We start from the raw sequence: 17,277 nt of genomic DNA, 5'->3' as shown, positions 1-17,277 counted from the left end.
CTTGTCCGGTGGGTCCGGGCGAGTCCAGGTGAGTTCCGGTGGGTCCGGGTGAGTTCGGGTGGCTTCGGCGGTGGCTCAGTCGGTGGAGGGCCGAGCCGCCGGGCGGGTCGCCGCCCGGATCCGGTCCGGCCAGGGGGGACAGTTGACCAGTTCGGTCCACTCGCGGTCGTAAGCCCCGGGCACCGCGCGCCCCGCGGACGCCCAGCGCTCGACCAGCGCCGCGTAGATCGGTACGGATGTGGATGTGTGAACGGTCTGATGAACCGTTCCGTCGCCTTCGGTGCTCCGGTCCAGCGCTCTGCTCGGCTGCGAGAGAGAACGGCGTCGCATCGTCGTCGTCATGTTCGGACAACGCGCCGCACCCCGCCGGGTCACCTTCCGCACGCCGGTCTCACCCGCATCGGCGTGGTCTCGCACATGTCAGCGACTGCCCGATGGCGTGCCCGGGCGACCGGGCCGTCCCCTTTTCGCGCCGCGAAATGAAAAGCATTCCCGCATTCACAAAGCCCATTCGCCGCCGGGGCGAGAGTTTATTGATAACCGTGTCCATTGCAGCCTTTGGTGAATTCCCCTCGGGCCTGTTTCAATTGCGCTGTCCCGAAGACGATCCGAGGAGGAGCCGGTGGGAGCTCATGCGCACGGACCCGGCGAGGGGCACGGCGGGCCTGGCCACGGCGGCCACACGCACGGGGTGGCGGAGAACGCCGACCGCCGGTGGCTGACCCTCGCCCTCGCGCTGATCAGCGGCTTCATGGCGGTGGAGGTCATCGTCGGGATCGTCGCCCGCTCCGTGGCGCTGCTGTCCGACGCGGCCCATATGCTCACCGACGCCGCCTCGATCGTTCTCGCCCTCATCGCCATCCGGCTCTCGGCGCGCCCCGCACGTGGCGGATACACCTACGGGCTCAAGCGGTCGGAAATCCTTTCCGCCCAGGCCAATGGCCTTTCCCTGCTGCTGCTCGGCGCCTATCTCGGCTATGAGAGTGTGGGGCGGCTGTTCGATCCGCCCGAGGTGACCGGTGGTCTGGTGCTGGCCACCGCGCTGGCCGGTGTGGTGGTGAATCTCGCGGCCGCGTGGTGCATGTCGAAGGCGAACCGCTCCTCGCTCAATGTCGAGGGCGCCTTCCAGCATGTGCTCAACGATCTCTACGCCTTCATCGCCACCGCCATCGCGGGGCTGGTGGTGGTGACGACGGGCTTCGCCCGGGCCGACGCGATCGCCGGTCTGCTGGTGGTGCTCCTCATGATCAAGGCGGGCGTGGAGCTGCTGCGGGCCTCCGGCCGGGTGCTGCTGGAGGCCGCCCCCACCGGCGTCGAGCCCGATGAGGTGGGCGGCCGGCTGGTCGCCCATGGGCAGGTGGCCGAGGTGCACGATCTGCATGTCTGGCAGATCACCTCGGGCGAGGTCTCGCTCTCCGCCCATGTCCTGGTGGCGGCGGGCGGCGACTGCCACGCCGTACGGGAGGACCTGGAGGCGGTGTTGAGCGGCGAGTACGGGATCACCCACACCACGCTGCAGGTGGACCATCTGGACGAGCCCGCCGCGCGGGGACGTGTCGACGGGGAGCACTGTCCGACCGCCCACGGCCCGGTGCACCGGGCCGCGTCGTACGGCCGCTGAGCCCTACGGCCACGTACGGCCACTGGCCCTACGGCCACGTACGGCCACTGAGTCGTACGGCCGCTGAGCAGGGGCCCGGGAACGGTCGGCGGGTCGGCCGGGTCAGGCCGCGGCCGGGGCGGCGGTCGGCCTGAAGGCGGCGGTCAGAAGCGTCTTCGCGAGCTGGGCGACCAACGCCTCCAGCGCGAGCTGGGCCAGCTTGACCAGGACGGTCGTGACAATGTCGGCCATGAGTACCTCACTGGATGGAACACGATCGGAAGCGAGGCATCCGCTTCCAGTTCCATAGCCTGACCGGAGCCGGAAAGCGGGCGGCGCACATCGGGTGAGCGTCCGGTTAACGGACGGAAAGATCTGAGTGAGAAACGCCCGAGATGTCCCGTTGTCGGGCGGCGTTCTCAGACCGTGAGCGGCACCCGCCGGGGGAAGAGCAGCCGCGGCGCGACGGCCGCCCCCAGGGTGGCGGCGGCCGAGCAGCCACCGACGATCGACCAGGCCATCGGGCCCAGCGGCGTACAGCCGAAGAAGTGGCTGACCACCGGCGTCTCCACGATGGCGAACAGCGTGGCCGCCGAGGCGACGCTGGTGATCAGCACCAGAGGGCTGTGCCAGTCGGTCAGATACGTCTGGCCCAGCTGGGTGCCGACCAGCGCCGCGAGCCCCATGGTGCTCGCCCGCCGGGCCCGGCCCGTCATCCGCCCGCACTGCCAGGCCGCGGCGGCGCCCAGCGCGGTGGCACTGCCGCGCACCGCGAGGATACGGCCCAGATCGGAGCCGAACAGCGCCGAGGACGGGCCGCCCACCAGCGGGTCCTCACCGGACTTGTGCTCCCGGGCCCGGGCCAGGGCCACCGCGAGGGCGGGCAGCATGTCGGTCAGCAGATTCACCAGCAGCAGCTGACGGGTGCCCAGCGGCGCCCGCCCGGCCACCGCCGCGCCCAGCAGGGTGAAGGCGACCTCGCCCGCGTTCCCGCCGACCAGGATCGCCACCGCGTCCCGCACACTGCGCCACAGCGCCCTGCCCTCCCGCAGCGCGTCGAGGATCCGGGTCGGGTCCGGGTCGGTGAGCACCAGGTCCGCCGCGGCGCGGGCCGAGGCCGAGCCGCGGGCGGACAGCCCGATGCCGATGTCCGCGAGGCGGATGGCGGCCGCGTCGTTCACCCCGTCCCCGGTCATGGCCACCACCTGTCCGGCCTGCCGCAGCGCCTGGACGATACGGACCTTGTGCTCGGGGGAGACCCGGGCGAAGACGGTGGTACGGGCGATCCGCTCGACCCGCTCGCCTTCCGGCAGGGTGTCCAGCTCCGCCCCGGTGAGCACCGGCTCGGCGTCCGGGATGCCCAGCTCCCGGGCGATGGCGACCGCCGTGGTCGGATGGTCGCCGGTGACCATGGCGACGCGCACCCCGGCGTCCGTCAACCGCTTGACGGTCTCGGCGGCGCCCGGCCGCGTGGTGTCGGCGATGGCGATGAAGCCCAGCAGGGTCAGCTCCCGGGCGATCTCGGCCACCTCCGCCGTCGGCGTGTCGGACGCGGCGGGCCGGGTCTCGGCCACCGCCAGCACCCGCAGCCCATCCGAGGCCAGCGAGTACAGCAGGCGCTCGGTGGCACGCCGCCGCTCCGGGGTCAGCGGCACGGTGTCGGCCGCCGCCCCCGGGCTCAGGGCGTACGCGCACCGGGCGAGCACGATCTCGGGCGCGCCCTTGACGGCCAGGCGCGGATGCCCGGACTCCGTGCCCAGACACGCCGAGAATCCCCGGCTGGCCTCGAAGGGCAGCTCGGAGACCGGACGCCAGGCGCCGTCCCCGTCGCAGTGCGCCGCCGCCGCGTCGATGACGGCCTGGTCGGTGGCGTGGGCCAGCGCCCGCCCGCCTCGCGGATCGGGACACGCCCGGGCCGCCGTGCGCAGCAGCCGCTTGCCCAGCGCACCGCGGGTCGGCAGCTCCTGGTCGTACCCGGCGACCCGGGCCACGGCCAGCCGGCCCTCGGTCAGGGTGCCGGTCTTGTCGAAGCAGACGACGTCCACCCGGCCCAGGGCCTCCAGCACCCGCGCCGAGCGCGTCAGCACCCCGCGGTGCGAGAGCCGGCGCGCCGCGGCGGACTGCGCCACCGTGGCCACCAGCGGCAGCCCCTCGGGCACGGCGGCCACCGCGATGGCCACTCCGGTGGACAGCGCCTCGCGCACCGGCGCCCCGTGCAGCAGCCCCAGCAGGGTGACCGCGGCGCCGCCGAGGCCGGTGGCGGGCAGCGCGACCTTGGTGAGCGCGGCCAGCCGCCCCTCGATCCCGATGGGCGCGGTGGCGCGCCCGGCCAGTTCGGCAGCGCGCCCGGCCTCGGTCTGCGCCCCGGCGGCCACGACCACGGCGTATCCGGTTCCGGCGAGCACCGTGCAGCCCTGGTAGAGCATGCAGGACCGCTCCGCCAGGTCGGCGCCCGGCGTGGCGGCCGGGTCCTTGGCGACCGGCCCGGACTCGCCGGTCAGCCCGGCCTCGTCCAGCTCCAGCCGGTCGCTCACCAGCAGCCGGGCGTCGGCCGGTACGACGTCCGAGGGCCGCAGCGCGATGATGTCCCCGACCCGTAGCTCCTCGGCGGCCACCGTGCGCGCCGGGGCGGTGGTCAGCCCCGCGAAGAACGCCTCACGGTCCGCCGCCACCCCGTCCGCCAGGGACATCGCGGGCGCCCAGTCGACCAGCCGGCCGTTCATCCGCTCGCTCAGCAGCAGGCCGCGCAGCGAGCGCTCGGCCCGGAGCCGCTGTGCGCCGCTGATCATCGCGTTGCCCGCCATCACGCTGATGACGAGGAAGGAGTCCACCCCGGACCCCACCGCCGCGGAGGCCGCCGCGCCGAGCGCCAGCACCGGGGTGAGCGGATCGTGCAGCTCCTCGCGCACCGCCCGCACCAAGGAGGCGGTGTTCCGGGTCAGGGCCGCGAACCGGGCCGAGGCGGACCCCGTGGCACCGGGCGCCCCGGCCCGTACGACCGTCCCGGCGGCCCTGCGCACGGGCCGCACCCCGGCGGCCCACAGCGCCCCGGAGGTCCGCGACGCGCCCGGGTCCGCCGGGCCCGCGCCGCGCGCCGCCCCCGGGCCGTCGGGCAGTTCGGTCCCGTACTCCCGGAACGCGCACAGCACGCTCAGGGTCTCCCGCGCCCCCAGGGCGTGCCAGTTGCCGCGGACGCGGGGCGCCGGGGCCGGGCGGCGATCCACCCGGCGCGCCGCGCCGATCCCGCCGAGCATGGCCAGGAACGCCGCGCTGTACACCGGGGAGGTGGCCAGCCCGGCCACCGCGGGCCGGGTCCCCGCCGCCGCGATGAGCGCGCCGAGCGCGGATCCGCCCATCGACAGCCGGGCCGACCGCAGGCTGACCGAGCGCGCGTCCTCCAGGGCCCGCAGGACGCGCCAGGCGTGGAGCAGCCCCGGGCCGCAGAGTAGATCGGCCGACCAGCAGACCCGGCCCGCGCCGCGCGCCGTGACGGCGACGCCGAGATCCGCCGCGCCCAGCGCCTCGTCGTCCTCGCCGCTGATCACCAACACGCCGTGGCCCTCGATCTGGAGCCGGCGCACCGTGTCGGGGAGCGACACGCCGAGGGGGAGCAGCTCATCGGCCCATGGAGCGATCTCGTCCGTGCTGGCGTGGCTGGTGAGCACCAGCCGTCGCGCACCGCGGCGGGCCGCCGCCACCAGGGCGTCGGCCAGCGGGTCGAGTTCGCAGCCGATCCGGATCCGGGCCTGTCGCCGGCCGTCCTCGCCGCGCAGGTCCGCGGTCAGGGCCGGTGGGCTCGCCGGGAGCGCCGCGGGCAGTTCGGCGGGCCGCTCCAGCCGCCAGGGGCCGCGCGTCCAGGGGCCCGCGCCGGACAGCTCCCGCAGCGTGCGGCGGTCCAGGACGGACTGCGCGGCGCTCCACGCCTCGGCCTCCCCCAGGTCGCCCACGGTGGTGACCGACAGCAGCCGCGGCCGGCCGGCACACAGCACCCGCGCGTCGATCAGCACCGCCGACACGCGGTCCAGCAGCCGCAGCGCGGTGCCGTCCATGGGCACCACACCGTCGCGCGCCAGCACATCGCCCAGCCGGGCGGCGAACGCCTCCCGGCCCATGGCGGCCGCCTTGGGCACGGTGGCCAGCAGCGCCTTGGCGGACTGCTCGAGGTCGCGGGTCCACGCCAGCAGCCCGCCCGCACCGGACAGCGCGGCCAGTGAGGTGCGGTCGACACAGGTCTCCACCGGCCCGGAAGGCAGCGGCGCGGGCCGCGGGGCGGGCGGGTGCGAGCGCCCCGGGAGCCCATCGCCGTTCGCCACCAACTCGGGTTCCCGGCGCCGCCATACGGCCTGCCGGCCGCGGATCTCGGCGAGTTGCAGCACCCGCTGCAGCGCGTCCAGGGCGAGCGGGGCCTCCCCCCTGGTCAGGGCGTGCACCACGGCGTTCGACACGCCGATCAGGGCGTCGGCGTGGGCACGGCCCAGCCGGGACTCCAGCAGACCGCGCACCCGCGGCTGGAGCTCCGCCATCACCGTCGGGATCCGCAGCGCGGGGGAGAGGGCGGGCCGCATCGTCACCCGCCGGATCGCGGCCGTCATCAGCCCCAGGCAGTCGGCGGCGAGCGCGATCGCGGCCAGCGTCGCCGGAGCGGAGGCGAACGGCGGTTGCGGACGGCCCGGAGGGAAGGTGTCCGCGTCCGTCCCATGGGCCTCCTCGACGCGCTCGACCACCTCCAGCACGTCGTCGGGCCCGAGCCGGTCCTCGTCGAAGTCGACCAGGACCTGGCCCAGCGCCGCGTTCATCGCGGCCCAGTTGACGCCCGCCACGCGCCGTAGCGCGTCCTCCAGCTCCTGGGCCAGCCGCTCATGGCCCTCGCCGTGGCCGGTCAGCCCGCGTACCTCCACATGGGCCCGGCCCGCCCGCGCCCACACCCTCCGGCCGGTGCGCCGGTCGCCCGTGTCCCGCAGCACGTCGGTGAGGTCCGCGAGCCGCGGCCGCAGACCGTTCAGGCCGCGGGACGGTGCGGAGACGAGGCCCGTGAGCGTCGTGATGGGCAGCACAGGCTGCTCTCCCCTCGGTCCTGATATGCCGCGATCATAAAATCGGTCTATATTTACCTAATTACGTCATAAAGTAACCAAGGGGACGTCCGGTAGGAGGAATGGCGTGAGCGCAGCGACCACACCCAAGACGGCCGACACCCGGAAGACGGGCACGTCCGCGAGGAAGAACGGCGACCGCACGGTCACCTTCACCGTCCCCCGTGCCGCCATGGCCACGGCGCACGTCGCCACGATGCCGATCAGGACCGCACGGCGGGTCCTGCCCGCCAAGGGCGGGCTGCCGCTCTACCTCGGCCTCGGCGCGATGGGTCTCGCCGGTGTCCTGGATTGGCCGATCGCGCTGGGCGTCGGCGTCGGCTACGCCGTGCTGCGCAACCCCCCGCCCGGCGCCGAGACGCCGAACGTCAAGGGCGCCACCGCCTGAACCGAGCGCGCCCCGGCCCGGCGGCCGCCTGAGCCTCGGCCCGGCAGTCGCCCGAGCCCGCGCCCGGCAGCTGTCTCAGCCACGTCCCGGCCCGGTGTCACGCCCGTGACGAGCCGTGATCCTCCAGCCTGACCGGCGGCAGGAACTCGCTCAGCAGGGTGCGGTGCCACCAGGCCCCGGTGGCCCGCCGCTCCGCCCGGGTGGTGAAGCGGTAGAGATACAGCCGCGCCCGCAGATGGGTGGGCGGCGTCCCCGGGAAGGGGTTGGCCCGCAGCAGCTTCACCGTCGCCCGGTCGTTGACCAGCAGCTTGCCGATCAGCGGGGCGAACCAGGACCCGGCGTAGCCCGGGGAGAGCCCCGCGAACCACATCATCCAGTCCAGCCGCAGATGGTACGGGGCGTACTGGCGCGGCAACCGGCGCACATCGCCCGGCTTGCCCCGGAACTCGTAGTCCCGCCAGACCGTGTCCGGGGTGAGGACCGCGTCGTCGGTGCCCTGGATCACCACCTCCTGCCGGCTGCGGTTGACGCTGCCGAACGCCCCGTAGGTGTTGACCAGGTGCAGCGGATTGAACGAGAAGTTCATCAGCTGACGGCCCGACAGCAGATTGCGGGCCGGCCAGTAGCTGAGCACCAGCACCAGGGCGGTGGCGGCCAGCACCACCACCTCGTACCAGACCGGGGGAGCGGCCAGGCCCGGCGGCCCGGGCAGCCCCAGCACCTCGGCGGCCCGGCGACCGTCGACCGCCGGGAGCGCCAGCAGGATGGTCAGCCAGTTGAGCCAGGAGAAGTTCCCCGAGGCCACCAGCCACAGCTGGGTGACCACGACGATCCCCGCGGCCACGCTCGCGACCGGCTGCGGGGTGAACAGCACCACGGGCACGATCAGCTGCGCCACATGGTTGGCCGCCACCTCCACCCGGTGCAGCGGCTTGGGCAGATGGTGGAAGTACCAGCTCAGCGGCCCCGGCATCGGCTGGGTCTCATGGTGGTAGTACAGACAGGTCAGGTCCCGCCAGCAGCGGTCGCCACGGATCTTGATCAGCCCGGCGCCGAACTCCACCCGGAACAGCAGCCAGCGCGTCAGCCACAGGATGAGCACGGGCGGCGCGGTGCGCTCATTGCCCAGGAACACGGCGAGGAACCCCGACTCCAGCAGCAGCGACTCCCAGCCGAAGCCGTACCACACCTGCCCCACGTTGACGATCGACAGATACAGCAGCCACAGCACCAGCCACGCCACCATCGCGACCGCCAGCGGCGCCCGGTCCGCGGCCCCCACCAGCAGCGCGGCCGACAGCGCGGCCCCCAGCCAGGCGCAGCAGGCGAAGAACCGGTCGGAGTAGTGCAGCTGGAACAGGCTGGGCGAGCGGCGGAACGGCACCCGGTCCAGGAAGCGCGGCACCGGCGTCAGCCCCCGCTCGCCGAGCAGCGCGCGCCCCTGCCGGGCCGCCACCAGAAAGGCGATCAGATAGATGGCGGCCAGCCCCCGTTGGAAGACCAGCCGGCTCAGCCAGTAGTCGGATGAGGTGAACCACTCCATGGGGACCGCTCCCTGGGCCGGTGCGCGTTCGGCCTGCATGTATCCGGTACCACCTCCGACGGGTGCCCGTCATGCGCCGGGTCATACGGCGGACCGGGTTCATCCGGTAGGGGGCCTAGGGGGGTGATGGGTTAGGGGTTATCCGTGCCGTGCCCGGTCCGTAGCGTCGAAGCCCGGCATGGATCCGGAGGGAACCACCCAATGCTTCTTCTCGAGCACCGCCGCACCCCGCGAATCGGGCACCGCCGCACCCCGCGAACAGCGACGAAAGCGACGACAGCGACGACAGCGATGGCACCGGCGACGGCGGCGGTGGCCGCGCTGGCCGGGAGATCCGGATGACCGAGCGGCCGGTCCGGACATCCGGCGGGCGGCCCATCGGGATCCTCGGCACCGGCTCGTATCTGCCCGCCGAGACCGTGTCCAACGAGGTGGTGGCCGAGCGCGCGGGGGTGACCCCGGAGTGGATCTCGGCGAAGACCGGGATCCACCGCCGCCGTTACGCCGCCGACCACGAGGCCACCTCCGATCTGGCCGTGGAGGCCGCCCGCGCCGCCCTCGCGGACGCCGGGATCAGCGCCGACCAGCTCGGCTGGATCGTGGTGGCCACCTCCACCCCCGATCACCCCCAGCCCGCCACCGCCTGTCTGGTGCAGCACCGGATCGGCGCGACCGGCGCCGCCGCCTTCGACCTCAACGCGGTCTGCAGCGGCTTCGTCTTCGCCCTGGTGACGGCGGCCGGGCTGCTGTCCGCCGGGTCCGGCGCCCCCGCCCCGTACGCCCTGGTGATCGGGGCCGATGTCTACTCCCGCATCATCGACCGCACCGACCGGCGCACCGCCGTGCTCTTCGGTGACGGGGCCGGGGCGGTGGTGCTCGGGCCCGTCCGCCCCGGCTACGGCCTCGGCGGATCGCTGCTCACCAGCGACGGCGCGCTCCACGAGCTGATCGAGGTGACGGCGGGCGGCAGCCGTGCCCCGGCGTCGGAGAAGACCCTCGCCGACGGGGGCCACTTCTTCCGGATGCGGGGCCGCGCGGTCAGCGAATACGTCCTGGCCGAGCTGCCGCGCGCGATACGGCGCCTGCTGGCCGCGCACCGCACGGACCCCGCGAGCGTGGACCACTTCATTCCCCACCAGGCCAACGGCGTGCTGCTGGCCAAGGCGCTTGGCGACCTCGGACTGCCGCGGGCGCGCACTCATCTGACGGTGGCCGAGCACGGCAACACCAGCGCCGCCTCCATCCCGCTGGCGCTCGACGACGCCCGGCGGCAGGGCGTGTTCGGCGACGGGGAGTTGCTGCTGCTGGCCGGTTTCGGCGGCGGGATGTCGCTCGGCGCCGCGCTGCTCACATGGCAGGACGGCCACCGCGGTCCGTGACCAACCCAAGGTCCCAGCCAGCGAAAGGACTCATCGGCATGGCACAGCGCTTCCCCACCGTCGCGGTGTTCGGGCTCGGCACCACCGGCCGCCACCTCGTGGACGCCCTGGTCCGCGGTGGCCGGCGGGTGATCGCCGTGGAGCGGGACGAACCGGCCCTGCGGCGCGGCCGGGCGGAGGTGGCCGCGCCGGAATCCGCCGTCGAGTTCACCGCCGACCCGGCGGCCGCCGCCCGGGCCGATCTGGTGGTCGAGGCGGTCCCCGAACGGCTGGAGACCAAGCGCCGGCTGCTCGCCCGCGCCCACGCCGACTGCCCGCCGGAGACGGTGTTCGCCACGACGACCACCGGGCTCCCGGTGACCGAGATCGCCGTGGGCGCCGGGCGGACCGACCGCACCGTGGGGCTGCACCTCTTCCCGCTGGGCCCCGACCGCGAGCAGCCGGCGGTGGAGGTGGTGGGCACCCCGCTCACCGCGGACGTGGTCCTGGCCGACGTCCGCGAGCTGGTCCGCGACCTGGGCCGGACACCGGTGCGGGTGGCCGACCGGCCTGGCTTCGTCGGGGGCGCGCTCACCATGGCGTACCTCAACAACGCGGTGTCCATGTACGAGCGGCGCTACGCCTCGCGCGACAGCATCGACACCGCCATGACCCTGGGCTGCGGACTGCCGATGGGGCCACTGGCCCAGCTGGACGCCATGGGTCTGGACACCGCGCGGGACTCCCTGGAGGCGCTGTACGAGCGCACCGGCGACCCGCGGTACGCGCCCGCGCCCACCCTGGCCCATATGGTGACCGCCGGTCTGCTCGGGGTGAAGGCGGGCCGCGGCTTCTACGAGTACGGGGCGGGCGGCGCGGCGCGGGGCGGGGCGACGGACGGCCTGGGCGAGCCCGTACCGGCCCGCGCGGTGCGGCGGATCGGGGTGGTGGGCTCGGGCACGATGGCCGTCGGCATCGCGGAGGTGTGCGCGCGCTCCGGCTATCCGACGGTGCTGGTGGCCCGGAGCGAGACGCGCGCGAAGGAGGCCACCGCCGCCGTGGAGCGCTCGCTGGAGCGCGGGGTGCGGCGCGGCAAGCTGGCGCCCGAGCTGCTCACCGAGGCGATGGACCGGCTGACCGGGGGCCGTGAACTCCAGGCGCTCGGCGCCTGCGACCTGGTGGTCGAGGCCGTGGCGGAGGACATCGACGTCAAGCGGGCCGTCTTCGCCGATCTGGACCGGGTGTGCGCACCCGGCGCGGTGCTCGCCACCTCCACCTCCAGCCTGCCCGTCATCGAGTGCGCGATGGCGACGCGGCGGCCCGAGGACGTCATCGGGATGCACTTCTTCAACCCCGCCCCGGTGATGCGGCTGGTCGAGGTGGTGCACACCGTGCTGACCTCCAAGGAGGCGCTCGGCACGGCACACGCGGTGGCTGCGGCACTCGGCAAGCGCGCGGTGGACTGCCCGGACCGGGCCGGCTTCATCGTCAACGCGCTGCTCTTCCCCTATCTGAACAGCGCGGTGGCGATGCTCGAGGAGGGCTGGGCCACCGCCGATGACATCGACACGGTGATGGCGGCAGGGCAGGGCTATCCGATGGGTCCGCTGCGGCTGCTGGATGTGATCGGCCTGGATGTCTCGCTCGCCATCCAGCGCACCCTGCACGGCACCTTCCGGGATCCGGCCCTGACCCCGGCCCGCCATCTTCGGCGGCTGGTCGAGGCGGGTCACCTGGGCCGCAAGGGCGGCAGGGGGCTGCACCTCCACGAGCGATGACAATCGGTGTGCCAGATGCCATTGGAATAGTCCAGCGGCGGGTGGGTGGCCTGAGAATTCATCGACGCGGGAATAGGTATGTCAGCTCGCTGTCCGCTTTATGGCATGAGAATTCCTGGTGAATCGCTTGCGGTTACCGACGGCAACGGACATAAGAATCGCATTAGCGATCAAAACGGGCAAATAAATGTTCGAAACGGATCCCGGTGCGCCCCTATCGGTGACCACTTGGTGTCGCGGGCAAGGATGTCGTGGATTACCCCGGGTGCCGCTAGGGGGTCTCGTGTATGCTGGCCCTTCCGAACAAATGCGCACGTGAACGGGGGTGGCGCAGGTTGTCAGGGTGTCGGTGCACTTCGGCTTCGCGGTGTTGCCCCATGTAAGGGGTGCCCCGCTCGTATCGCTTTTGTCGATCGTCGGGCAGTCCGCTCAGAATTGGTAATTCGTTAACGATGATTTTACGTGCGGCGATGGTGGCGTGACCGGCGGGCGGATAGCTTGCTGGGAGGCGTTCGGACTGCCGTGAGCAGTGCTTCGCGTCGCATTCGGGGGTGCGAGCAATGGTGTTTTCATCGGCCAGAGCCAGACAATTCGACGCGCAATTCGGGAGACTTCGGCAGGCATTTTCCAGATGTCTGTCCGGGGAGGCGGGCATCGTGCTCGTCGAGGGCGCGGTCGGTTGTGGCAAGACCCATACGCTCGAAGCCGTCACGGCCCATGCGGCGAAGGCCGGAGCCCTCGTCCTCAAGGCATACGGAACCTCGGCCGACCGGGCTCCGCTCGGCACACTGCGCCAGCTCCTGGACTCGCCCCGGCTGCCCAGGGCGACCGCCGACCAACTGCGCCGGGCACTCGACCACGGCGCCCTCGACGCCGCACCGCCCCGGGAAACCCCTGGTGGCGAGGTCGTCGGCGCGAACCCCACCCATGTCCAGGGAGCCCGGGAGTTCCGTGTCGCACTCCATGAACTCGCCTCCCGTGAACCGGTGGTGATCTGCGTCGACGAACTCCAGCTCGTCGACGCGGCGTCACTTCAGTACCTGCTGTACCTGGCGACGCGTTCGCGCTCCGCCAAACTCCTCATGGTGTTCGCCCAGGCGACGGACAGCGAACAGAAAGACGCCGTCTTCAATACCGAACTGCTGCGCCAGCCCAATTTCCAGCGGCTGCGGCTGGAGCGGCTGTCCTGGGAGGAGACGGCGCATCTGCTCACCACTCGTCTGGGACTTCCGGATTCCACCGATGTGGCTTACACGTGGTACGAGGTGAGCGGCGGTAATCCGTTGTTGCTACGCGCGGTGATTGACGATTACCGCACCGCCGGGGCGCCTCCACGGCGCAGCCGCGCAGTGGAACCCGTCGTGGGCGACATGTTCGTCCAGGCCGTACTCACCTGTGTCTACCGCAGCGGGCGCACCGTCTCCCGGCTGGCCGAGGGCATCGCGGTGCTCGGGGCGTCCGCCTCCCTCGAACTCCTCGGCCGGCTGCTGCGCATCGGCCCCGCCGGAACCCACCGCGGAGTCGCCGCGCTGGACGCGGCGGGCCTCGTCGCCGGTCTCGCCTTCCGCCACCCGTACGTCGAGGCCGCGGTGCTGGAGGACATGGACCCCGAGGTGCGGCTGGACATGAACCGCCGCGCCGCCGTCCTGCTGCACCAGGGCGGCGGGGGGACCCTCGCCGTGGCCCGCCATCTGCTCGCCGCCCAGGCCGCCGACGAGCCCTGGGCGGTGCCGCTGCTGCGGGACGCCGCGCAGCAGGCGCTCGCCGAGGACGACGCCAAGCTGGCGGTGGCCTGCCTTGAGCTGGCGTACGCGGCCTGCGCGGACGAGGAGCTGCGGGCCGGGATCAGGATCGGCACCGCCGGGATCATGTGGCGGCTCAACCCCTCGGCGTCCGAGCGGATGCTGGAGGAGCCGCTGGCCGCGCTGTTCGCCGACCGGCTGCCCGCCTCCCACATCGGGCGGCTGATCGAGCTGCTGCTCGCCCACGGCCGGATCGAGGAGGCGCGCGGCGCCATCGGCCGGCTCAACGCCGTCATGAGCAACGCGGGGCCCACCTCGATGTCCCAGTTCCGGCTGACCGCCCGCTGGGCCCAGGAGTCCGGTGCGCAGGACCGGACCCCGGGGGCCGCGGCGCGGCAGGGCGAGGACGGCGGCGCCTCCCGTACGCAGCTCAGATCCCGCAGACCCTCCTCGCTCTCGACCATCACCGCGGCGTTCAGCGGCTTCTTCGGGCGCGGGGGGAGCGAGGAGTCGCCGGTCGCCGCGGCCGAGAAGGTGCTCGACGTCTCGCCGCTCACCGACGCCACCTTCGAGCCCATCGTCAACTCGGTGAACGCGCTGGTGTACGCGGGCCGCCCGGACAAGGCGGCGCCGTGGTGTGACGCGCTGATGGACGAGGCCGAGCGGCGCCGGGCACCGGGCTGGCGGGCCATCTTCGCCTCGATCCGCGCCGAAATCGCCCTGCGGCAGGGCAATCTCGTGGAGTCGGCGGCCTACGCGACCACCGCCCTGGAGATCGTGCCAGGGCGCGACGGAAGCGTCTTCATCGGCGGCCCCCTGGCCAGCCAGATCCTGGCGTACACGGAGATGGGCAAGCACGACGCGGCGGCGCGGCATCTGAGCCGCCCGGTCCCCGAGGCGCTGTTCAAGAGCATCTACGGACTGGGCTACACCCGCGCCCGCGGCCGCTACTACCTGGCCACCAACCGCATCAACGCCGCGCTCGGCGAATTCCTCATGGCCGGCCGGCTCGCCCAGCTGTGGGAGCTCGACCAGCCGGCGCTGCTGCCCTGGCGGTCGGATGCCGCCGAGGCATGGCTGGAGCTCGGCGACCGGGAGAAGGCCGCCAACCTGATCTCCGAGCAGCTGGCCAGGAACGGCGCCGGGGACTCCCGGGTCCGCGGCGTCTCCCTGCGGTTACTCGCCGCGGCGGGCGACATCGAGAACCGGTCCCGGCTGCTCGGCCAGGCCGTCGAGGAGCTGCAGTGCTCCGGCGACCGCCTGGAGCTGGCCCGGGCGCTGGACGATCTGGGTCGTACGCTGCGCGGATCCGGGGAGCTGGGGCGGGCCGACGCCATCATGGGCCGGGCCTGGCGGATGGCCAAGGAGTGCGGCGCCGAGGAACTGTGCGCCCGGATCCGCCTCGACTCCGGTCTGGAGGCCCGCGAACCACGGCCGGTGGTACGGCCGGTGGCCGGACCGCTCGGCCCGAAACGGGCGGTGCCGCCGTCCCTGGGCACCAAGCTCAGCGAATCCGAGGCCCGGGTCGCCGCCCTGGCGGTGGACGGTTATACGAACCGGGAAATAGCCGCCAGCCTGTTCATCACCATCAGCACGGTGGAACAGCATTTGACGCGGGTGTACCGCAAGCTGAATATCAGGAGCCGGCAGCAGCTGCCGACCGCGCTCCGGGCCCAGGTGGACGAAATCGCCTGAGCGATGACGGGGGCGAGGTCCCGAGGAAGGGGTGGCCGCATGCGGCCACCCCTGTTGTATGCCCACCCCTGATTACCCCCCTATCGCCGCGGCAGGCCTGGAGTACGGGCTGACCGCGTTGATAGCTTCTGGCCGCATGAAGGGCATAGTCCTCGCCGGAGGAAGCGGTACCCGACTGCATCCTTTGACACATGCGGTGTCGAAGCAGATCCTTCCCGTCTACAACAAACCGATGATCTATTACCCGCTGTCGGTGCTCATGCTCGGCGGCGTCAGGGAAATCCAGATCATCTCGACCCCGCTCCACGTGGAGCTGTTCCGCGCGCTTCTCGGCGACGGCGGCCGGCTGGGTCTTTCGATCGAGTACGCCGAACAGCCCGAGGCCAACGGAATCGCCGAGGCATTCATCATCGGAGCCGAGTTCATCGGCGATGACCAGGTGGCGCTGGTCCTCGGCGACAATATCTTCCACGGGCCCGGGTTTTCGAAGATGCTGCACCATGAGGCAAGCCAGGTCGACGGCTGTGTGCTCTTCGGCTACGGAGTCAAGGACCCCGAGCGCTACGGCGTCGGGGAAATGGATGAGGAGGGCAGGCTGATCTCCCTCGAGGAGAAGCCGGCCGCCCCCAAATCCAATCTGGCCGTCACCGGTCTGTATCTCTACGACAACGACGTCGTGGACATCGCCAAGAACGTACGGCCCTCCGCGCGCGGCGAACTGGAGATCACCGACGTCAACCGCGTCTATCTGGAACGCGGAAAGGCCAGACTGGTGGGGCTCGGCCGCGGATTCGCCTGGCTGGACACCGGAACCCATGACTCGCTGCTCCAGGCGGGCCAGTATGTGCAGCTTCTGGAGCAGCGCCAGGGCGTGCGGATCGCCTGTCTCGAGGAGATAGCCTTCCGCATGGGGTTCATCGACGCCGCCGCCTGCTATGAGCTCGGTGTGGAGCTGAGCAAGACGGACTACGGACAATATCTGATGGATATCGCGGCCAATAACCGCTGAAGGGTTGTCTCCAGTGCGCATAGTTGTGACCGGCGGCGCGGGTTTCATCGGCTCCCACTTCGTCCGGCAGACCTTGACAGGGGCGTACCCGGCCTGGGGGGACGCCCAGGTCGTGGTGGTCGACAAGCTCACCTACGCGGGCAACGAGGCCAACCTGGCCGAGGTCGCCGACAGTCCCCGGCTGCGCTTCGTCCGCGGTGACATCTGCGACGGCGAACTCGTCGGCGAGCTGTTGCGCGACACCGATCTGGTGGTCCACTTCGCCGCCGAATCGCATGTCGACCGCTCGATATCCGGCGCCGAGGAATTCGTGCGCACCAATGTCCTGGGCACCCACACCCTCCTCAACGCGGCCGCGAACGCGGAGGTCGGAAAGTTCGTCCACATCTCCACGGACGAGGTCTACGGCTCCATTGAAAGCGGCTCCTGGAGCGAGGAGGAACCACTCGAACCCAACTCGCCGTATTCCGCCTCCAAGGCGTCCTCCGATCTGCTGGCCCGGGCCTTCCACCGCACCCATGGGCTGCCCGTCTGTGTGACCCGCTGCTCCAACAACTATGGCCCTTACCAGCACCCCGAGAAGGTCATTCCGCTCTTCGTCACCCACCTCATGGACGGCAGACCGGTGCCGCTCTACGGCGACGGCGGGAATGTCCGGGACTGGCTGCACGTGGACGACCACTGCCGCGGTATCGCGCTGGTCGCCGAGAACGGTCGCCCGGGAGAGGTCTACAACATCGGCGGCGGCACCGAACTGACCAACCTGGAACTCACGGAACGGCTGCTCGAACTGCTCGGTGCCGACCACTCCCTGATCGAGCGGGTGCCCGACCGCAAGGGCCATGACCGCCGTTACTCGGTGGACATCACGAAAATCTCCGCGGAACTCGGCTACCGCCCCGAGACGTCGTTCGGACACGGCCTCGCGGAAACCGCCAAGTGGTACATGACACACCGCGGTTGGTGGGAACCGCTCAAGAAGAGGTGACCACCCCTACCCCCAGGTTAGGGGTGGCTGCGGTTAGGGGTGGTTGAGTCGACTCCCGCCCCATACCGTCGACTTCCGGATCA

The 17,277-nt window shown here is 72.0% G+C and carries 11 protein-coding genes; 7 read left to right on the top strand and 4 right to left on the bottom strand.

Annotation, left to right across the window (positions count from 1 at the left end):
• Window positions 1-75: 75 nt before the first annotated feature.
• Window positions 76-330 (bottom strand): hypothetical protein, encoded by a 255-nt coding sequence (locus tag IEJ02_RS23240; RefSeq protein ID WP_191066624.1) that lies wholly within the window; start codon window positions 328-330, stop codon window positions 76-78.
• Between the two features lie 292 nt (window positions 331-622).
• Between IEJ02_RS23240 and IEJ02_RS23235 the strand changes: the two genes are divergently transcribed.
• On the top strand, window positions 623-1,621 hold the full coding sequence (locus IEJ02_RS23235) for a cation diffusion facilitator family transporter (protein ID WP_191066623.1): 999 nt from the start codon (window positions 623-625) through the stop codon (window positions 1,619-1,621).
• Between the two features lie 102 nt (window positions 1,622-1,723).
• Here IEJ02_RS23235 and IEJ02_RS49940 read toward each other — a convergent pair whose 3' ends face one another.
• Both IEJ02_RS49940 and IEJ02_RS23230 read right to left on the bottom strand, forming a co-directional pair.
• The gene (locus IEJ02_RS49940; protein ID WP_263407969.1) at window positions 1,724-1,852 is read right to left on the bottom strand and encodes a hypothetical protein; all 129 of its coding nucleotides are present in this window, start codon (window positions 1,850-1,852) and stop codon (window positions 1,724-1,726) included.
• Between the two features lie 167 nt (window positions 1,853-2,019).
• A complete protein-coding gene (locus IEJ02_RS23230; protein ID WP_191066622.1) occupies window positions 2,020-6,654 on the bottom strand; it encodes a cation-translocating P-type ATPase in 4,635 nt (1,544 codons plus the stop codon).
• Window positions 6,655-6,760: 106 nt separating this feature from the next.
• Between IEJ02_RS23230 and IEJ02_RS23225 the strand changes: the two genes are divergently transcribed.
• Entirely contained in the window at window positions 6,761-7,081 is a 321-nt protein-coding gene (locus IEJ02_RS23225) for a hypothetical protein (protein ID WP_191066621.1), read from the top strand.
• Between the two features lie 97 nt (window positions 7,082-7,178).
• Here the strand turns inward: IEJ02_RS23225 and IEJ02_RS23220 are convergent, their stop codons facing one another.
• Window positions 7,179-8,624 (bottom strand): lipase maturation factor family protein, encoded by a 1,446-nt coding sequence (locus IEJ02_RS23220; RefSeq protein WP_191066674.1) that lies wholly within the window; start codon window positions 8,622-8,624, stop codon window positions 7,179-7,181.
• A gap of 338 nt (window positions 8,625-8,962) precedes the next feature.
• Here IEJ02_RS23220 and IEJ02_RS23215 point away from each other — a divergent pair, with 338 nt between their 5' ends.
• The 5 genes from IEJ02_RS23215 to rfbB all read left to right on the top strand — a co-directional run bounded on the left by IEJ02_RS23215 (window position 8,963) and on the right by rfbB (window position 17,194).
• Window positions 8,963-10,003, top strand: coding sequence for a 3-oxoacyl-ACP synthase III family protein (locus tag IEJ02_RS23215; RefSeq protein WP_191066620.1), 1,041 nt, complete (start codon window positions 8,963-8,965; stop codon window positions 10,001-10,003).
• Window positions 10,004-10,041: 38 nt separating this feature from the next.
• Window positions 10,042-11,760 carry a 3-hydroxyacyl-CoA dehydrogenase family protein gene (locus IEJ02_RS23210; RefSeq protein ID WP_191066619.1) on the top strand — a complete coding sequence of 573 codons (1,719 nt, stop codon included), beginning with the start codon at window positions 10,042-10,044 and terminating at the stop codon, window positions 11,758-11,760.
• A 560-nt stretch (window positions 11,761-12,320) separates the two neighbouring features.
• Window positions 12,321-15,197 (top strand): helix-turn-helix transcriptional regulator, encoded by a 2,877-nt coding sequence (locus tag IEJ02_RS23205; protein WP_191066618.1) that lies wholly within the window; start codon window positions 12,321-12,323, stop codon window positions 15,195-15,197.
• A 136-nt stretch (window positions 15,198-15,333) separates the two neighbouring features.
• Complete coding sequence (rfbA, locus tag IEJ02_RS23200; RefSeq protein WP_191066673.1) at window positions 15,334-16,206, top strand: glucose-1-phosphate thymidylyltransferase RfbA; 873 nt, start codon at window positions 15,334-15,336, stop codon at window positions 16,204-16,206.
• A gap of 13 nt (window positions 16,207-16,219) precedes the next feature.
• A complete protein-coding gene (gene rfbB / locus IEJ02_RS23195) occupies window positions 16,220-17,194 on the top strand; it encodes a dTDP-glucose 4,6-dehydratase (protein ID WP_191066617.1) in 975 nt (324 codons plus the stop codon).
• Window positions 17,195-17,277 lie beyond the last annotated feature (83 nt).

Origin of the sequence: Streptomyces sp. 5-10 (assembly GCF_014712245.1) — a bacterium.
Classification (GTDB): domain Bacteria; phylum Actinomycetota; class Actinomycetes; order Streptomycetales; family Streptomycetaceae; genus Streptomyces; species Streptomyces violaceusniger.
Note: the sequence above shows the minus strand (reverse complement) of the source record. Positions and strands in the feature narration are given on the sequence as shown.